The following is a 14,367-nucleotide window of genomic DNA, read 5'->3' as shown; positions in this document are numbered from 1 at the left end:
TCAAGCCGCACGCTGTCGAGGCGTTACCGACAAAGCGGTCGGAGGCTTTATGAGCTACTCGCAGAAACTCATGGATTACTATTACCCGGTTGCCAGACTGCAGGATCTCGAGGCAGCCACGATAGAGGGTAAGCCGCTGGCGGCCGTGCTGCTCGGCAAGCCCCTGGTGATCTATAAAATTCAAGGCGAAGTGGTGGTTGCAGATGACCGCTGCCCGCATCGCGGCGAAATGCTCTCTGCAGGAGCCGTGAGCGAAGCAGGGTTGCAGTGCCCTTACCACGGCTTGCAATTCGCCCATCTGGGGGCATGCGCAAGAATTCCAGCGCATCCCCAAGTGCAAAATTTGAAGCGGTTCGATCTCTGCTCCTATCCGGCCGTGGAGTCTCACGGGCTGCTGTGGACCAGTCTTGGAGCAGGCGCATTCTATGAGCTTGGGCTTGGGCTTGGGCGCGAGAGCGAAAGCCAGCGGCTGGTCGTGGCGCCACCGGTAAACGTCAATGCTTCCGCTGGCCGACAGGTCGAAGGCTTCATGGATATTTCGCACCTGCCATTCGTACATCGCACAACATTCAGCGAATGCACTGCAGAGGCTATGCCGGCGTATAAGGTCGAATCGTTCGGTCGGGGTTTTAGTTTCGAATACAGTAGCTCGCTTGGAAATTATCCGTTTGAGCATGCGTCGCCAAAGGATTTCACCTGGCGCCGCGCCTATCGAATACACGCGCCTTTCATCGCCATTCTGGATATCTATTTTCCGGACGGGCTATTTACCATCTTCAACTGCGCATCCCCCGTCAGCGAGGAGCAGTGCGTCTGGTTTTATCCCATCCAATTCGATGAATCGTTGGGGTTGGGCTCGGATGCGGAGGTCAATGCATTCTCGCAAAAGGTGCAGACGGACGATCTTACTGTCGTGGAAAGGCAACGCCCCAGATACATCGATCTGACCAGCGACTCCGAGCAATCCTTCGGCGCAGATTTGGCATCCACTGCCTATAGGAAAATGTTGCGAAACCTTGGGCTGGTCAAAGCCTGAGCTTCTGCGGCATTGCCGGATTATTCAGATCAACGGGCACAGCTAAAGCTCCGTGATTTTGACGGTTCACAGCGTTGCTGGGTTGGCACATCGACTGAGCGGCGATCGCGGCGCGCTTGTCGATGCATAAGAGACCGAATGGAGCCCGCGCGAGCTTCCTCGCGCATCAAGAATTCTGCGTCAACCCTGCTTGATGAGCGTTCGTTGGCCTATTGGACTGTTCTTACGGGCGGTGGGCTTTGCCAGGCCGGGAATCAGGAAGTCAGTGACGCTCCGGCCATACTTCGTCTTCTGGGCCAACCACACCGGCATCCGGCCACGGCCCGACCAAGTGTTGCGCTTGTTATCCGGGTCGCGGTACTTGGCAGCCACCTTGCCCGTCTTTCGCCGCGGCGCCCGCTTCTTGCCGGCAATCTCGGTTACCGGCCGATCTCCAAAGAGTTCCTCGATCGTGTAACCGTGCTGGGCGGCCAGTGCGATCACGTTTCGACGCACCAAGGCAATGGGCCGGCGGCTGGATATCAACTGCCTCCGCCGCTCCGCGGCGGTCAGAAGGGACGTCAGTTCCGACAGGCTGAGCTTTTCGATATCGATATTCATAGCGCGCAGGGTCCAGCTCTACCCGGCAACCTGTCAAGCAGCAGCGCCGATGGCCCGGGAGAATGCGTTTCGGCCGGAAGCCGCAGCCGGCCGGAGCTGGGTTGCGCAAGAGGGGCGCAAGTGTCGGTACCGAGCCGCCTGATACGATCCCTTTTGGCGAGCAAAAGCTCTGAATTCAGGGCCTTACGAATCAATGGGTTAGGCGTGGACTTTCCTGCGAGTTTTCCGGCGATCAGTATGTCTGCCAAGATGAGAGCTCGGCACTACGGTCCCGACCCGTCAACACCTTTCAAGGAAAGATTCGGTGTTCAGCGCATTCCATACGTCAGCATCTTTGCGGCTCCGCTGTGCTCTCGGCTTGGCTTGGCCTTTGGCAATAATCGCTTTGTACCTGGCGATCGCTTGGTTCCCGTCTGACCCGTACTCCGCAGCTGGGGATCTGTCCTGGGTGACCCCCACCAGCGCCACCATCGCGGCGATGGTGGGTTCGACTCATGCGCTTCTGATAGCGGCGCCGCTCTTTGGGCGACTTTCTCGCAAATGGCGTTTGGCAGCCACGTTGCCGATGGCCGTGGCCTTAGTCTCGGCGCTAACTACGTACGTTCGCGCCTGATGAGCCGTTCGCGTCGAGGCCGCTTCGCGGTCTGGCTTAATTCCGGCAGAAGGCAGCTATGAAACTCTCTCGCGTTTTGTTCCATCTAGGCCTTGTCTTCCTCCTGGCCGGCTGTGGATGCGGCGGAAACGAAGACGCAATTCGCGCAATGCGTGCGTTGCCGAAAGAGCGGCTTGCTGAGCTCTATCAATATATTCAGTCTGTTGATGCCAGGCGGAAAAACTTAGATCCAATCATCATGGACTTCCCAAGGAATCCGGTTCCAAAAAAAATTTCCGACCTTAATCCAAAATTCCTTCGCGTCTGGGACGGTAAGGCGTACATACATATTTCAGGCTGTTTCGACGACAAAATTGATCTGCATTTCCAAGGGCTTAACTCCCCAGGCAGAAAAAAGAATATCTCCCTTACTCTAGGCGATCATAAGGGGTCAGAGACACTGTGGGAGCAGTAGAGCCGCCAGCGAACAATTCATTCGAGCCGAGCGCGTTTCGCGACTCGGCGTAGCTCAGGCGTCAGACGGCAGGGAGAGATCAATGAAGCCTGATCCAGCGAAAGCGACGAAGGGCGGTACGTCGGGCCGCAAGCTCTGGATAGCGGCTTTCTGCGGTGGCGCCGTCACTCTGATCTGCTGCTTGGCAGCGATCGTGATTCATCCAGTCGTCGCGTCCTCGGCGAAATGGATCTTTTGGCCGGCGCTCGGATCCGCAGCCCTGTGTACGGCGGCTGCAGTGCAATTGAGGAGTCCAGGCAGGTTGGACGCGGCAGATGAGGCTGCTTGGCTCGCGCGGGTAGGCTCGCGCGGCTCAAAGGATGCATGGGATGATTTGGACGGCATTGACGACTAATGGCTAATCCCGCCGTAGCCTTGCATGCGAGTAAGTAGGAGCGGCCGTCTAACAATTCGTTCAGGCCGAAGCCGCTTCGCAGCCCGGTGGCATATCCATCAATCGGTGCGGATCCCTAAATCCAGCCGCAACAGAGACTGACCGCTCAGTCACATCATTGCGCGATTGAAGTAGGTCGCCTGCTCGAACTCGGCGATGTTCGTGGCAATACGAGGAAGCTGGGGGAACATCTCGGCCAGCTCGCTGACGATAGCCTTCGACAAGGCAGTGCGTTGCTCGACACTGCGTCCCTGCATGATCCAGGCGAAGGTGTGAATGAAATCCTCCCGCCCACCACCGACGGCATGAACTCCGAAAGGGCGTACGCGGACTTTGATGTCCGCTTCCTCGAACAATCCCGAAGAGCTCGCCACTCGATGCAGCCGAGCGATGATCGATTCTTCGTCGTGGATCTGAAGTATTCCCTGAGAACAATCGACTACGAAGTGCGGCATGAGGGTTCCATCGGCTAAAGGGTGAATCGAGGGCGCGATCGCCTCAGAACGAGGCGGGCAGGGCTTAATCGAGCCGGCGCCACACCGACACCGGGATACTCCCATCCGCCCGCGGCGGCACCTTGTAACGCAGTTCCGCGCCGTCCAACTTGTATTGGCGCTTCTGGGTCGTGCCTTCCCAGTTCGGGAAGGACGAGCCTTCGATCGAGAACGCCAGCAACCCCGCCCGATCGTCGATCGCCATCGTGCCGTAATGAGTGCTGCTGCCCATGACCGCGGACTTGAACTCGTCGACGCTGCCATCGGCCTTGCTGTCGCTGGCGAAATGCAGGCGTTCGGACTTGAAGATCTGCAGCGAATACCGCCCCTTGGTATCGACGACGAGCCTGCCCTTGGGGCTCTCGCCGTAGTCCCGCGTCGTCTTCCCATCCGGCAACAGCTTGTCCGCGGCGACCAGTGTCCAGGTGCCTTGCAATGGGAAGACGTTCGTCGGCATTGGCGCGTCGCGCGCGGCCAGCCCCGCCAGCATTGCGAGGAATGCGCCGGTCAATGGTTTCATCGCGATAAGTCCTTATGGGTTGAGATCGACCGGCCCATCCTAAGCCGCTTGATCGATATGAAAAATGCATTTACAAAGATATCTGGCATTTCAAAATCGAATCCTTACAGATGAAAGCGATGGACGTGGACGCGGTCAGGGCTTTCCTGCTGGCGGCCGACTTGCAGAGCTTCACCCGCGCGGCCGACGTGCTGGGCACCACCCAGTCCGCGGTCAGCCTCAAGCTGCAGCGTTTGGAAGGGCAACTCGGCCGCCGCTTATTGGAACGCACGCCGCGGCACGTTCGCCTGTCGGTCGAGGGTCTGGCCTTTCTCGGTGTGGCGCGCGAACTGGTGTCGTCACACGACCGCGCGGCCGCCGCCTTCGAGACCGAGCAGCGTCGGTTGGCGATCGGCATCAACCAGCAACTGGTCGGCAGCGAACTCCCGTTTCTGCTGCGGCAGATACGCGACCACGATCCGAACCTGCTGGTCGAGATGCGCATCGGCGGCACCAAAGAACTCATGCAAGGCCAGGAGCGCGGGGAACTGGACGCCGTGTTGGTGCTGCGCCCCGAGGATCGCGGCAAGCGCGGCAAGATCGTTTTCGCGGAGCCCTTTTCGTGGTTCGCGGCGGCCGGCTGGGAGCCGCGCGCCGGTCAGCCATTGCCGCTGGCGACGCAAGGCGAGTCGTGCCGCATCCGCATCGAGGCGGTGCGTGCGCTCGACCGGGCCGGCGTTGCATGGCGCGAAGTCTTCGTCGGCAAGGGCGCCGCGATCCTGGGGGCCGCCGCCGTCGCCGGCCTTGCGGTGGCGCTGCTGGCGCGGCGCGCCGCGCCGCCGGGCACGGTCGACGTCGGCGGACTCCTGTCGCTGCCGCCGATTCGCTCGCAGGACGTGATGCTCTATAGCAACCTCAGCGACCGGCGAACGCGCGATGCATTGCGAGTCCTTACGTTGGCGTTTCAGTGAAGGATTTGGGTCGCGGCGCAGGGGTTGTGTCAGCAGCGACTCGTCGCCCATATGGAACGGCAATGACAGTGAATCTGTGCTGGCTGTCCGGACCGACTAAGGTGTTCCGTCGCATGGCTACGCCTTCACCTTCGAACTTTTCAAAAAGAAACCCCGGCCGAAGCCGGGGTCCTTTACCTCATCTGCAAGCGCAGTGATGGAATCGCTTCACGATTCCTGTCGGCTGCCGTCATCAGAACTTGATGCTCCAGCTCTCGAGCGTGCCGATGTCGTTGGTCGCGTTGTCCTGCACGCGCAGCTTCCAGGTGCCATTCAAGCCTTCGGTGGTCAGGCTGAACGTCTTGGTGCCGCGAACATCGTCGGCGCTGTCGTTGGCATTGAAGCCCTTGATGGAATAGAGCGAGCCGTCCGGCGCGACCAGGTCGACGCGCAGGTCGCCGCGGAAGCTGTGGTCGATCGCCACCGTAACCAGCGCGTTGCTGGGGGCGTTGCCCGTGCGTCCGGCCACCGTGATCGGGCTTTCGATCGTGGTGTTGTCCTTGATCGCATAGTCGGCGTCGTTGGTGTAGGTCTGCACGCCGCCGCCCGGGGCCGCCACCGTGACCGAGGCGGTCTTGGTGTGGGTGGCGCCAGCGTTGTCGGTGACGGTCAGGCTGACGTTATAAGTGCCGGCCGCCGTATACGTGTGGCTGGGATTGGTGGCGGTGGAGGCCGCGGTGCCGTCGCCGAAGTTCCAGCTGCGCGAGGCGATGCTGCCGTCGCTGTCGGTCGAGCTGTCGGTGAAGGTCGCCGTCAGGCCGCTGACGGCGGAGCTGAAGTTCGCCACCGGCGCCTGGTTGCCCGGGCCCGGGCCGCCGCCGATCAAAGCGTCCACGGCTTCGAACGCGCGCACCATGCCGAAGCCGTACTCGTTGTCGCGACCGGCCGTGCCCAGGTCGAGTGCGCTGCTCGTCAGCGCATTGCGCACTTCCGTGGCGGTCGCGCTGGGCTTGGCGCTGAACAACAACGCAGCAACGCCTGCGACGTGCGGGCTCGCCATCGAGGTGCCGCTCAGCACGGCATAGGCGTTGACGTCGAAGGTGTAGCTGGGGGTGATGGAGGCGGTCTGGCCGGCCAAGCCGCGCAGCGCTTGCCCGCTGCCCTGACTGACGGCGACGGCGCTGAGGGTGGTGGTGGCCCCACCGGGAAGGCCGGTGTTGTAGGGGAAGGGGTCGGAGACGTTGTTGTACAGAATGATGCCGCGACCGCCGCCGCTCTTGACGAAGTTCACCTTGTCGGAGGTCGTGTTGTCGCCACGCTCGCACAACACGATCTTTCCGCTCCAGGCGCCGGCCGCGGCGCAACGTCCGCCATCGATCAGGGCGCCGCTTGCGGCCGCCGAGGCCGAACCCACCATCGGCAGGCTGTCGAAGCTTTGGCTGCCGACGGTGACGGGCTGGCCGATCTTGGGATAGGTGCTCGAAATATCGGAGCCCGGCGCGGCGATATCCACCGCATCGTTGTACTGCGAGAACGAGGCCTTGGCCTTGTTGGCGTCGATCGCCGCGACCGAGATCACATCGGGATAGGAGGCCGGATAGCTCTTGGTGGTGTTGCCGGAGTTACCGGCGGCGGCTACCGACACGATGCCCTGGTTGAACAGATTGGTGAACGCCGTGCTCTCGTTGCTGCTGGGCAGGCCGCCGCCCAGGCTCATGTTGATGACCTTGGCGCCGGCCTGGGCGCAGCGGTTGGCCGCGTTGACCAGGTCGGAGGCGTAGCTGAAACCGCAGCTGGGGCCGTCGAAGTACTTGACGATGTGCAGGGAGACTTTGCCCGGGCTGACGCCGATCACGCCCTTGCCGTTGTTGCCGACCGCGGCGATGGTGCCGGCCACATGGGTGCCGTGGCCGCAGGTGTCGGTGTTCCAGGTCTGGCCCGTGCTGGCATATCCGCTGACGGTAATGCCGGCGAAGTCCTCGTGGCTGGCGCGCAAGCCGGAGTCGATCACGCAGACTTTGACGCCGTTGCCGCCGGCGCCGCTGGCGACGGTATCGGGCGCCTGCACTTGCGGAATGCCGTAGGGCAGGTACTCCGCCATCGGGTATCTCGGTACGTCGCGCTCCACCACCAGGTTCGGGTTGCTGCGCAGCTTGCGCAGAACCTGCTCGGGCAGCGACACCACCATCGCGTTGAGATGGTCGAATTCGTAATGCGTCTTGCCGTTGGAAATGCTCGGCGCGGCCGCGCCAGCGGCTCGCGCCATGCTGGCCGTCTCCGCGCGCACCGCGCTCACGGTCTGCTGGATCTGCGTCTTGACCTGGGCCTTCTGGCCCGGTTGGAAGCGGACCCACACACGGTTGGGATCTCCTCCTTCCGGCCGGTTTTCCGGCAGCTGCGCGCCGGCGATGCCGGAGACGCACAGCGCTACCGCCGCCGAAAGCGCGCAAATGCGCGGATGTCGCTTGAATGCACTATTCATATTCACTCCCCTAGAGTTTGTTTTATGTAGTTAGTAACGCAGCGATTGGATTGGCCGCGCAGTGCTGGAAAGATCGGGTGGCACGATCTGAATCCATACTTCGGGAGGGTGTGCGCGATTAGAAGACCAAGACACCGATGACAATCACAGATAAACGCGGGATCAATCACACTTGCGGAAGGAGATGTTTCGCGTGCGAACGCTCGTCTTCTCGATTGCGATTGCGGCCATGAAGCAATCTGTGCCAAGACTTGCACATGAGCGGCGAGGGCGACCGGTGATTGCACTCGCGGTTACATCCGATCCTGCAGCGGAGGATCAAGCGGGGCTATCGGTCAATGACTAGACGCCGATATATGTGTGTGGGTGAGATCCGGCGAACGCCTGAGAACAATCGCCGCTGCACCGCATCGGATTTCATTGGCGATAAGTATCTCAACTTGCCAGGTGGCCGACCCAATCCAGGCAACCGATTCTTGGCCAAAGTTCAAGGCACCTGTGCGGATGCTTTAAATGGCGATTCTGTGCGACGACCCCATTTGTAGGGGGTAGCGAGAATGCGTGCAGTGAGAGTGCGTGAGTGAAACGCCGCGCTGTTCGGCAGTAGCGTTTTGCAGCGATAGGAGCAGGGACCAGGAAGCGCTCGATTATCGAGACAGGGTTGAAGGAGATCTCGTGATGGTGGACGCCTTGCTCGATTTCGCTGCCGACATAGCCCGCTGGTTGCATGTGCTTGCTGCGGTGGCATGGATGGGGTTCGGCTTGTGGCTTAGGCGCCTGGCATTCCGGGCTCGTCCACTGATCGGTCCGCAAGCCGAGTTGGAGGTTTGGGATACTCACAGCCTGGGTTTTTGGCGGACCACGAAAGTGGCCGCGCCGACGGCTTCGGAGCTCGAAGGCCTGGTCTGGTCGTTCAATCAGATCCGCTGGCTGTTCATGACGGGCCTGGTGTTACTCGGCCTCATCTATTACCGCCAGCCGCAAGTCTATCTGATCGATCCCGGTGTTCTTTCCATGTCGGGGCGAGCGGCCGTCGCTTTCTCGTTGTTGGGGTTGTTGGGCGCCCCGTTGATCAACGAGGCCATCAACCGCATTCCCCTTCGTTATCGGCGCACCTACATTCTTTCTTGCGCGATCCATGTCCTGGCCTGGGTCTACGCATACGCCAGTTTGTTCTCGCAGCAGGGCGCCATGATCCAGGTCGGCGCGATGTTGGGTGTGACCATCACCGCCAATATTCTGTGGTACCTCCACCCGGCGACGCGCGAAGCTGTGGACGCCCTGATCAGGGGCGAGCGTCCCGATCCGGTAAAGAAGCAACTCTGGGATCGGCGTAATTATCATTCGTTCCTCCTGCCGGCGGTGGTCTTCCTGATGCTGTCCAGCCATATGGGGGCCGTCGTGCGGGCCAATGGCCACGCATTTCTCACGATCGCCACGGTCCTCGTCCTCAGCGTGATCTCGCGTCGGATACTGGAAGCGACGCACAAGAACGGCGGCGTGATGCCGGCGCGATTTCGCTGGATCACCGCTGGTGCGGTGGTGACCCTGGGCTTGGGAGTTGGCTGGCTTGCATCGGCCCGGCACGGGTTCGATCGAGTTCGCGTCGAGGCCCGTGCGCATAGTGCCGCAACCGATAAGCGCCCATTGCACGCAGAAGAGATCGTTCTGCGCCGGTGCGCGGCCTGCCACGCTGCGCAACCCAGTTTTCCGGGCATGGCCTCGCCGCCTCGCGGGATCGTCTTTACTCCCGATAACTTGCCTCGCTACGCCGGTCAGATCGCGATAGCGGTGGGAAGCGAGCGCATGCCGCCCGGGAATGCCACGGACATGCTGCCGAGCGAGCGTAGGGCGCTGACAGAATGGGCGATCCGTCATGCGCGATGAGCTCTCGCACTACGGCCCGCGCGGCGTCGGGCTCCGCGTGGCCGGATAGGCCACGTCAACCGTTCGCTTGGTGGTGCGTTGGATGCGATGTCGGCCGCGTCCCGCGCGCCGGCGATCAATCATGGAGCGAAACGATGATTCTGGAAAAGGAAGCAACGAGGCGTAATACGAAGTCGCGCCTGTGGGCGGGCCTGGTGTGCGCCGGGGCGGCGTTGGCCTTATTTGCCACCGGTGCCAGCGCGTGCGTACCGACGAAATTACCGATGGGCGCGAAGGGACCGGGGCTTTGCTACGGGGCGGAGGTCTGGACGGAGCCGACGCTGGGAGGGCGAGCGCTGGAGCAGGAGTTCGACTTCTACCGGACGCCCTCGACAACGCCGACACCGTTGATCGTCTGGGCGCATCCGAACGGGATGAGCAAGGCGTTGCCGGAAGACTCGCCGATGTATCAGGCGCTGATCGTCCCGGCGCTGCGGGCGGGCTTCTCGTTCGCGTCTGTCGAGTTCCGGCATCCGGTGACCAACGATGCGCTGCCGAACAGCGATACCGATCCGCGCGTTCCGCATTACGATCTCGCCTATGCGCTGCAGTTCATTCGCGCCAACGCCGATGCGTTGAATATCGACAAACGCAACGTGTTCTTCGTCGGGCAGTCGCGTGGGAGCTTGGCGGTGTGGACGGCGCTGCAGGACGACATGCGCGATCCCGACAGCCCGGACCCGGTCGTGCGTCAATCCACGCGAGTGAACGCGGTCTATGCGGTGAACGCGCAGACGACATATTCTGGTACGGAATTCGCCAATCGGTTCTTGATTGCAGGCGATCGGGCCAAGTTCATCGCCGCGTTCAATCAGCAGCACCCGAAGCACGTCCAATTCGGCAGCGCGATAGGCAGCGTCAACGCAGGCGTCAAGGCGGATCCTCCGGTCCGCTTGATCTACGACAGTCCGGAGGTGGGGCGGCTGTTGTCGCTGGAGGAAATGAGCAAGCGCGATCCGATCCACTACCCGGATTTCGGACCAGCGCTTTGTCGCGCGTACGCGAAAGCGTTCGGCAGCAGCGCCCACTGCACCTACGATGCGGACACACGCTATGAAGGCGACCCGATAGCGGCATACGCCGGCTATGTCGACTTCTTCAAGAGGTATATCCGCCCCGGCGCGTCCAGCCCTTAAGGCGTCCGTGGCCCAGCCTGGGGCCGGAACGTTGAGTCATTGCACCGAATAGCTGGGCGCAGGCTGGGGGCAACCGAGTCACGCTCCCTGTGTCCCCCAGGACGCCTTTAGGTTCCGGCCCCCCGGGCCAGCGCAGCTATGGCGCTGGCCCGGGGTGTCGGTCGCATCGAACCGACTAGGGTGCTTGCGTGTCCTAGCCGAGGTACCGGAGCGTGAAATCCATCTCGGCGTTATTGCCGTCGATCGAGCCCGGCATGTCGAGTTTGTACCGGTTGTTATCGCTGACGCCGCCGCCATCGGAATTTCTGCCGTTATAGGGATCATCCCAACTCACCGATACCGAGTTCCGCGACTGGTCGAGGATGTAGTAGCTCACCGATCCATACGTCCCGGTCCCGAAGCGGTCGGACTCGGACTTCCACTCGCCTCTTTCTCCGGACCTGATGACCGTCGGAGGATAGTCGTCCCATTTCCCGTCCGGCAGGCTCTCCGAATTGCTGTTGAGTTCCAGGTCGTAAGGCGTGTTGTTCTGCAGGGTCACGACTACCGAGCGTGCGGCGTCCTTGGACTGCTTGCGAGAGGTTAAGTCCGACATGGCGGCTGTCTCCTTCTTTGGGGGCGAGGGTGCGATCTCTCTCTCGGCATCGGCGAGCGCCGACCGGTCGCGTCGCGATCGTTGCCTGGCAGGATGGAAGCACTGGCCGGCCGTAATGTTGCTCACGAATCTTCATTCTGTGATCGCGTGAGCTGGATTCAGATTGCGTCCTCCTCGTGTAGCGGCCATCGCAGGGTCTTCCAACGGGTGCCTTGTGCCGCGTCTGCAAGGAGGGCCACCCCGCAGCGATCGCCTGGTCGCGACTTGTGCGCTGGGCTCGCAATCGACTGTGACCTCGGCCCTGGAACCGAATACCCGTGTCGTCGGAGGTAGGGGATCCGTTAGTTCGAGTTCGTCTGTATAGGCGATGTGGATCTCCACATCCGGCGCCACACCGACTCCGCGTGCAGTTCTTGAACCGGGCCGCTCGCAGGCCCGGAAAATAATTGTCGTCGCAAGCTTGTTCCGCGGATTCCGGCGTCCGACCTACGTCACGAAGAACGGAGCCGTCGCACCTCCAGTGCGGTCTATTGCTCGCTGTTCTTAATCACATGGAGCGTAACTATGAACATCACGAAGATCGCTTTTGCTGGCGCGCTCGCTATCTCAACACTGCTGGGCGCGAACAACGCAGCGGCTGCAACGCCGTATCCCACGGCGACAGTGCCGACCTCGGCGAAGGTAGCCCCATCCCCCGAATCGGTCGAGTTCTTCCGGCAACTGTGGGATAACGCGATGCTTTTTGCATACCGCGGATACGGGAACTTCGCGCAGTCCACCTGCGATATCTATCGGTCGCAGGTTTGGCCGGACCCCGGCGCCAATGAGGTCGTACCGCTCCTGCATCATCAATGCCGGATCAGCGTTGTCAACATTTACATCCACCACACCAATCCGCTGCCGTTCCCCCTGTGAACCGCGCCAGTCGCCCAAACGCTGATGTCGCGGCATTGAGGGCGACAGTCCGATGGCACCGATCGGATCGAAGGGCGAGGACGGCCACCGTTCTCGCCCTTCGCCCTATCGCGAACCCGCGCCGCTCAACCGGGCGATGTTCTTCATGCCTGGTTGGAGCGTTAACCTGGGCCAGCACCTTGCCGACAGTTCTGGCGTCGCTGGCAACCCTCCCGGTCGGCGCGTTTCGGGCGATCTTCCCGGCGCCTTGACCGCCTGTGTGGCGATGCGCCGGTTGCGACTGCCCTTTCACAGGCGTTGAGATTCATGCTAATCATGGCAGCCTTCCGTGATTGGTTACGCGCCCAAGGATCGAGCGTATGTCGAAGGTAGTGCAGGTGCTTGCAATCGCGCTGGTGTGTTCGATCTCGGGTTGCGCCCCTGTTCGCTACTATCAGGCGCTCTCCGGAAAATCCGTCGCGGAGCCGGAGCCGCCGAAGATCGTGGAGCGCGGACAGCGCGCGCCGTCGCACGAGAAAGTGTCGGCGATGAGCGACGGTTTGTATCTTGCGCGGATTCGTAAACACGGTGAGCAGCGGTTCGGTGTGGTCGACCGCTCCGGGCGCGTAGTGATCCCGATCGGCTACCAGTACCTGACCGATCTCGGCGGCAAGGGCTTCAAGGCCATCGGGTTGCAGAGCCTGCGCGGTTTCGACCGGCAAGGCAACGAAGTGTCGACGATGCTGTTCGAGCGCGAGCTGCATTTCGAAAACGGCCAGGCGGTGGCCGTGGTCAAGTCGGCAGCGGGCGATTCGACCGAAGAGCGTTACGGCGTCATCGACGCCCGTGGAGACACGGTGATCCCGTTCGAGTACAGCGGCATCTTCGAAAGCGCCACGGATGCGAACCCTGCCGTGTCGTGGTATCGGGTCCGGCGGGATATCGCCGGCCCGGACGAGCCCAGGAAGATTCGCGATGGCCTGCTCGATGCCAAGGGGCGGTCCGTTCTGCCGATCGCGTACTACGACATCTCCCCAGGCATCGATCGCCAAGGCCTCGATCAAGGCTGGGCGATGGTGTTCGAGCAGGAATACCAAGGCGTGGCGGTCAACTTCGTCACCGGTTTGCGCATGCCGCGCAGCGGCGGCAGCTTCTATGGGCGGACCGTCGCTTACCGCGCCTTGCTCAATCCGCCGCCGGAAGCGCTCAATCCGTACGAGAGGATGCAGTACCGGAAAGCGCATGAAGAACGGTATCGGCTGGAGTTGTTCGATACCCACGGCAAGCTGGTGTACGACCAGAGCGACATCGGCGCGACTTGGGACCTGCACGGGCTCATCGCGGTGTCCAGGATGAAGAAGTTCGCCTTGCTCGATGCGGACGGGCGGCCACTGACGCCGTTCAAATACGACGAAGTGAAGGATTACGGTGGCGGCCAGGCGTTGATGATCGTCGCCGGGAAGGTGGTATGCATCGATGCCGCCCTGGTGCCGGGCACGGAACGGTCCGCGCGCGAATGCACCAGGGCGACGACCAAAAAGGTAGGCGGGGAACGAAAGCGCCGACAGCGCGATCCCATCGCGGTTCCCGCGGTCTACCCGCGTTACGGTGGTTGAAACCCTGTGCTAGGGAGCATGTGAATGCCACTGCAGATTAGGGCCGGAGCCGTCGTCTACGATACCTGTTCATGAAACGCAGGCTCACGCCTGCTCGATGGGCTCGATGTAGGCCAGGAACATGTCGGATTTGGCCACCGCATAGGCCTTGATCTCCGGGGCGGTTCGCGGCGATTCCGAGAATCGTTTCCCCCCGGGTGCCGAGGGGCGCGATGATGAGGTCGCCCGCGCGTCCGCGAGCCGCTCTCGAGGTGTTCGGCAGCACCTCTCGCATGAAGGCCTGGAGCGTGTGTTCGTCCGTAGCGCGTGCTGGTGGAAGCTCGCTTGCGGGCGGGCGCGCTGATCGTGGCCGACAATTCCGATTACAGCCCGGAGTACCTGGCGCATGTGCGTTCGCTGGCGTCCGGCTATCTCTCCATTCCCTTCTCCGGCGACGTCGAGCTTTAGATGCGGGTTGGATAGGTTGGTGCAGATCTTAACGGTGCGGTCGATGCGGATCCGCTGGTGCGGTCGATGCAGGCAGCTATGGGTAGATCGAACAGGAACGGCACAGATCCTTTATTTGATCGGAAGACGGCCCGTCGAGCAGTGACTGTTCGACGGGCCTCTTTGTGTGCAGGTTCTTGCGGTTGACCGATT

13 protein-coding genes are annotated in these 14,367 nt (G+C 61.7%); 8 read left to right on the top strand and 5 right to left on the bottom strand.

Translation table 11 applies throughout. The features are described 5' to 3' along the window. The first annotated feature begins 49 nt into the window (after positions 1–49). Positions 50–1,036 carry a Rieske 2Fe-2S domain-containing protein gene (locus LC490_RS19485; protein WP_036147804.1) on the top strand — a complete coding sequence of 329 codons (987 nt, stop codon included), beginning with the start codon at positions 50–52 and terminating at the stop codon, positions 1,034–1,036. Between the two features lie 180 nt (positions 1,037–1,216). Here LC490_RS19485 and LC490_RS19480 read toward each other — a convergent pair whose 3' ends face one another. Further along, positions 1,217–1,636, bottom strand: coding sequence for an H-NS histone family protein (locus LC490_RS19480; protein ID WP_223621285.1), 420 nt, complete (start codon positions 1,634–1,636; stop codon positions 1,217–1,219). A gap of 671 nt (positions 1,637–2,307) precedes the next feature. Here LC490_RS19480 and LC490_RS19475 point away from each other — a divergent pair. Further along, positions 2,308–2,703 carry a hypothetical protein gene (locus tag LC490_RS19475; RefSeq protein WP_223621284.1) on the top strand — a complete coding sequence of 132 codons (396 nt, stop codon included), beginning with the start codon at positions 2,308–2,310 and terminating at the stop codon, positions 2,701–2,703. A gap of 543 nt (positions 2,704–3,246) precedes the next feature. On the opposite strand, the gene LC490_RS19470 is transcribed toward LC490_RS19475, so the two are convergent. After that, positions 3,247–3,591 (bottom strand): 5-carboxymethyl-2-hydroxymuconate Delta-isomerase, encoded by a 345-nt coding sequence (locus LC490_RS19470; RefSeq protein WP_223621283.1) that lies wholly within the window; start codon positions 3,589–3,591, stop codon positions 3,247–3,249. Between the two features lie 64 nt (positions 3,592–3,655). Next, on the bottom strand, positions 3,656–4,150 hold the full coding sequence (locus LC490_RS19465; RefSeq protein WP_031370187.1) for a lipocalin-like domain-containing protein: 495 nt from the start codon (positions 4,148–4,150) through the stop codon (positions 3,656–3,658). A 110-nt stretch (positions 4,151–4,260) separates the two neighbouring features. Here LC490_RS19465 and LC490_RS19460 point away from each other — a divergent pair, with 110 nt between their 5' ends. Further along, positions 4,261–5,100, top strand: a complete 840-nt coding sequence (locus LC490_RS19460; protein WP_031370186.1) for a LysR family transcriptional regulator — start codon at positions 4,261–4,263, stop codon at positions 5,098–5,100. A gap of 232 nt (positions 5,101–5,332) precedes the next feature. Here LC490_RS19460 and LC490_RS19455 read toward each other — a convergent pair whose 3' ends face one another. Further along, the gene (locus LC490_RS19455; protein ID WP_223621282.1) at positions 5,333–7,561 is read right to left on the bottom strand and encodes a S8 family serine peptidase; all 2,229 of its coding nucleotides are present in this window, start codon (positions 7,559–7,561) and stop codon (positions 5,333–5,335) included. Positions 7,562–8,239: 678 nt separating this feature from the next. Here LC490_RS19455 and LC490_RS19450 point away from each other — a divergent pair. Both LC490_RS19450 and LC490_RS19445 read left to right on the top strand, forming a co-directional pair. Next, positions 8,240–9,448 carry a urate hydroxylase PuuD gene (locus LC490_RS19450; protein WP_223621281.1) on the top strand — a complete coding sequence of 403 codons (1,209 nt, stop codon included), beginning with the start codon at positions 8,240–8,242 and terminating at the stop codon, positions 9,446–9,448. Between the two features lie 134 nt (positions 9,449–9,582). Then, positions 9,583–10,623: a hypothetical protein gene (locus LC490_RS19445; protein WP_223621280.1), complete on the top strand. Its 1,041-nt coding sequence runs from the start codon at positions 9,583–9,585 to the stop codon at positions 10,621–10,623. 193 nt (positions 10,624–10,816) lie between these two features. On the opposite strand, the gene LC490_RS19440 is transcribed toward LC490_RS19445, so the two are convergent. Then, on the bottom strand, positions 10,817–11,344 hold the full coding sequence (locus LC490_RS19440; RefSeq protein WP_152566020.1) for a hypothetical protein: 528 nt from the start codon (positions 11,342–11,344) through the stop codon (positions 10,817–10,819). Between the two features lie 438 nt (positions 11,345–11,782). Here LC490_RS19440 and LC490_RS19435 point away from each other — a divergent pair, with 438 nt between their 5' ends. The 3 genes from LC490_RS19435 to LC490_RS19425 all read left to right on the top strand — a co-directional run bounded on the left by LC490_RS19435 (position 11,783) and on the right by LC490_RS19425 (position 14,175). Then, a complete protein-coding gene (locus LC490_RS19435; protein WP_031370181.1) occupies positions 11,783–12,133 on the top strand; it encodes a hypothetical protein in 351 nt (116 codons plus the stop codon). A 359-nt stretch (positions 12,134–12,492) separates the two neighbouring features. Beyond that, positions 12,493–13,728, top strand: a complete 1,236-nt coding sequence (locus LC490_RS19430) for a WG repeat-containing protein (RefSeq protein WP_223621279.1) — start codon at positions 12,493–12,495, stop codon at positions 13,726–13,728. Between the two features lie 306 nt (positions 13,729–14,034). After that, positions 14,035–14,175 carry a hypothetical protein gene (locus tag LC490_RS19425; protein WP_223621278.1) on the top strand — a complete coding sequence of 47 codons (141 nt, stop codon included), beginning with the start codon at positions 14,035–14,037 and terminating at the stop codon, positions 14,173–14,175. Positions 14,176–14,367 lie beyond the last annotated feature (192 nt).

This window comes from Lysobacter sp. ESA13C (assembly GCF_019970005.1).
GTDB lineage: Bacteria > Pseudomonadota > Gammaproteobacteria > Xanthomonadales > Xanthomonadaceae > Lysobacter > Lysobacter antibioticus_B.
Note: the sequence above shows the minus strand (reverse complement) of the source record. Positions and strands in the feature narration are given on the sequence as shown.